Annotated in this window: 5 protein-coding genes; 1 reads left to right on the plus strand and 4 read right to left on the minus strand. The window is 29.5% G+C overall.

What is annotated here, in order from left to right; translation table 11 throughout:
• Positions 1-62 precede the first annotated feature (62 nt).
• The 4 genes from arsB to EG242_RS14620 all read right to left on the minus strand — a co-directional run bounded on the left by arsB (position 63) and on the right by EG242_RS14620 (position 2,595).
• Entirely contained in the window at positions 63-1,094 is a 1,032-nt protein-coding gene (gene arsB / locus EG242_RS14605; protein ID WP_124900663.1) for an ACR3 family arsenite efflux transporter, read from the minus strand.
• A 5-nt stretch (positions 1,095-1,099) separates the two neighbouring features.
• Entirely contained in the window at positions 1,100-1,711 is a 612-nt protein-coding gene (locus EG242_RS14610; protein WP_124900665.1) for a low molecular weight phosphatase family protein, read from the minus strand.
• A 19-nt stretch (positions 1,712-1,730) separates the two neighbouring features.
• Positions 1,731-2,198 (minus strand): DUF6428 family protein, encoded by a 468-nt coding sequence (locus tag EG242_RS14615; RefSeq protein ID WP_124900667.1) that lies wholly within the window; start codon positions 2,196-2,198, stop codon positions 1,731-1,733.
• Positions 2,199-2,265: 67 nt separating this feature from the next.
• The gene (locus tag EG242_RS14620; RefSeq protein WP_124900668.1) at positions 2,266-2,595 is read right to left on the minus strand and encodes an ArsR/SmtB family transcription factor; all 330 of its coding nucleotides are present in this window, start codon (positions 2,593-2,595) and stop codon (positions 2,266-2,268) included.
• 261 nt (positions 2,596-2,856) lie between these two features.
• Between EG242_RS14620 and EG242_RS14625 the strand changes: the two genes are divergently transcribed.
• On the plus strand, positions 2,857-3,573 hold the full coding sequence (locus tag EG242_RS14625; RefSeq protein WP_235831928.1) for an acetolactate decarboxylase: 717 nt from the start codon (positions 2,857-2,859) through the stop codon (positions 3,571-3,573).
• Positions 3,574-3,646: the final 73 nt, after the last annotated feature.

Below are 3,646 nucleotides of genomic sequence, written 5' to 3' on the forward strand. Positions count from 1 at the left end.
ATAAATATCCTTTATTTCCAAGTAACGCACAATCGGATAGTTGCATTTTAATATCTTGTAAATTAAGGATAATATTTTTCCTTTAGCCAGAAATTTGCTTTAACTAACAAAATTAAAACAGGAACTTCGACTAATGGACCAATTACGCCAACAAAAGCTTGTGGGGAATGAATACCAAAAACTGCAATAGAAACTGCAATTGCTAATTCGAAATTATTCCCTGTAGCTGTAAAAGCTATTGCAGCATTTTTATCATAAGGAACATTCAAGGATCTATTAATGAAGAAACTTACCAAAAACATTAAAACAAAATAGATAATCAATGGAATAGCAACTTTTATAACATCTAATGGAAGTTCTATAATTTGATTTCCTTTTAAACTGAACATAAAAACGATTGTAAACAATAATGCATACAATGTGAGAGGTGATATTTTTGGAATGAAATGATGATTGTACCACGTAATGCCTTTTGCTTTGACTAAGAAGTAACGACTTAAAAATCCTAGCAAAAATGGGATACCTAAATAAATCAATACACTTTCAGTTACTTCTGCCATTGATACAGAAACATTAAAATTAGCTAAGCCAAAATAGTTGGGTAATACATTGATAAATAACCAAACTAAGAAACTATAACTGAATACTTGAAAGATTGAATTTAAAGCAATTAATAATGCAGCATATTCACGATTCCCTTTTGCTAAATCGTTCCAAACAACTACCATTGCTATACAACGTGCTAAACCAATCAAGATTAAACCGATCATATAGTCAGGTTCATTTCGTAAGAATACTATTGCTAAAATGAACATTAAAATTGGACCAATAATCCAATTTAATACTAAAGAAATAGAAAGAACTTTGGTGTCTTTAAATGCCTTAGGAAGTAACGAATAATCAACTTTAGCCAATGGTGGAAACATCATCACAATTAAGCCAATTGCTAAGGGGATATTTATTGTCCCTATAGTAAGTGATTCAGTTGTACTGGATATATTCGGAAAAACGTATCCTAACAATACGCCCAATGCCATTGCAAGAAATATCCAAAGTGTTAGAAATCGGTCTAAAAATTTTAATTTCGGTTGCATTGTATTTATTTGATTTGAGAGAAAACGTAAAACATTTCGGTTGCTATTTCTAAACTTCTTTGGGTATATACTTGGGTTTGCTCGGTTGTGCCATCTGAAATTTTTGGATCTTCATATGTCAATGCAATTCGTTTCTCTGCGCCTGAAATAAATGGGCAACCATTATCGGCTTGTGAACAAGTCATAATTGCAATGAAGTTGGATTTTGGGTTAAATGGATGATCGTATTTTTTTGAAAATCCAATTACAGGTAATGCATTATCATCAAACTTAATTGCATAAATAGGATTTGAATTTTCAGTAATCTTTACTACTTCAAATCCTTGATTAGCAAAAGTTTCAGCCACTTTTGGGAATAATGCTGTTTCTACTGTACCGCCTGAGTAACAGTTTATATTTTGAGCAGAATAATAAGCAGCAGCCACTTGCGCCCATATTTGCGTTAAATGACTTCTACGTGAATTGTGCGTACAAATAAAATTAAGATTTACAACTTGATTTTTTGAATATTTCGATTGAATATTCTCAATCAAAGGCTGTAAAACAGCCTTTCGTACGGTAGATATATTTTCAAATCTTTGTACTTTCTCTATTGTTTCAATTAATTTAGGAAACATCTATTTACCATTTATAAGATTAACAACACCCAGAATTTGGCGTACAACAACTCGATTTTTCTTCTTTTACTCTAAATTTATTTTCAGTTGCTACTGGAATTCCACAAGCATCTTCTGCTAAACAAGCTGTCATTTTATTTTTTAAAATGAAGTGTTTCCCGTTAAACTCTAAATCGTATTTTCCTATCGTTGTTGATTGGTATTCTACTTCAATTTCGCCATCTTCCATACCTAATTTAGATTCTGATAAACGAATAATGTTTAATAGCTTTCCTGGTTTTAAACGATGTTCGTAATCGTCGGCATTCCATAATTGGAAGTTCACAACTTTTTCAGTACGAATTACGCCTCCACAATCAATAAAGTTTTTAGTTATTTGGCCTACTTCTGTTACATGGAAATGTTCGGGAACAAAAGTTCCATCTTCTAATTGAAATTCAACATTCTCTAGTGTTGGTAAAATTTCTTTAATTTCTGAAAGTTTCATATCTGATCTATTTTAATTATAAATTGTTATATTGCATTATTACGATAATTGTTTTTAAAAAAATGCCTTAACAGCATTGATTTACTTTTACATTTTGATTAAAGAATTTATCGAATTCAATTTTTATATCATTCCAAATATTTTCATCAATGCAGTAGCAAACTGATTTTCCATCAATTGAACCTTTGATAATTCCTATACTTTTAAGTTCTTTTAAATGCTGTGAAATGGTTGCTTGTGCTAATCCTAATTCTTCTACCAAATCATTACAAATACACGCATTTTGCTTGATAACATGCTGTATAATGGCAATACGAGCGGGATGACCTAATACTTTAAATAGTGAAGCTAAATGATTTTGTTCTTTTGAAAAAATATCTGATTTTGTAATTCCCATTATATTGCTATTTATTATCGCAATAATACGATAAATATTTTACTTTTTTAATAATCTTTAGTTTATCTTTTTCTTTTTATTCGAATTTTAAAAAACTTTTTTTGAGTCTTTTATGTTCGGTTTCTAAAGAAGACCTCGAAAAACATTTTAATAAGATTTTCGAGGATGTGAAGACGTTGTTTTTGATAGTTAATATTTTAAAAAAAGATTGTTTGCATCATTATCATCTATTAATTTTGAAGAATTTAATATTACTACTTAATGAAATACTATAAACGAACAATTCTTGTATTAGCTTGTCTTATGACCAATACACTTCTTTTTGCTCAAAATACGCAGAATAAAATTCAAATTAGTGGAGCAATGAAAAATGTAATGCGTAAAGGTGATTTAACGAGTACGATTCATTTAGATACAATAAAAAATAAAAAAGGGTTGTACGGTTTAGGACCTAAAGAAGCACTAAAAGGAGAATTGTTGATTATTGATGGGAAATCATATGTTTCAACAATGGGAACTCAAGGTAATATTGAGATGAAAGAAACATTTGATGTTAAAGCTCCATTTTTTGTATTCACAAACAATGATAATTGGGATGTATATGATGTGCCAAATACCATAAAAAATGGGACAGATTTAGAAAATTATTTAATTCAATTAAAAGGCTCGTATAGTTTACCTTTTGTTTTTAAACTTAAAGGAGTATTTAATCAAGTTGATTTTCATATTCAAAATTTACCTGATGGTACTATTGTAAAGTCTCCTAATGATGCACATACAGGACAAGGAAAATTTCAAATAAATAAATGTGAAGGTGAAATTGTAGGTTTTTTTTCAACTAGTCATCAGTCAATATTTACACATCACGATTCATATATCCACATGCATTATATAAATGACGATCGTACAGAAATGGGACATATTGATCATTTATTGCTAGATGGATTCCATGAAGTAAAACTATATCTTCCAAAATAAATTAAAATACACTATTAACCCGTAGTGCATTATTAAACGAGATTAATTTTTAGGTTGTTAATGTTCCTGTTGA

Source organism: Paenimyroides viscosum (assembly GCF_003858535.1).
In the GTDB taxonomy this organism is placed as follows: Bacteria; Bacteroidota; Bacteroidia; order Flavobacteriales; family Flavobacteriaceae; genus Flavobacterium; species Flavobacterium viscosum.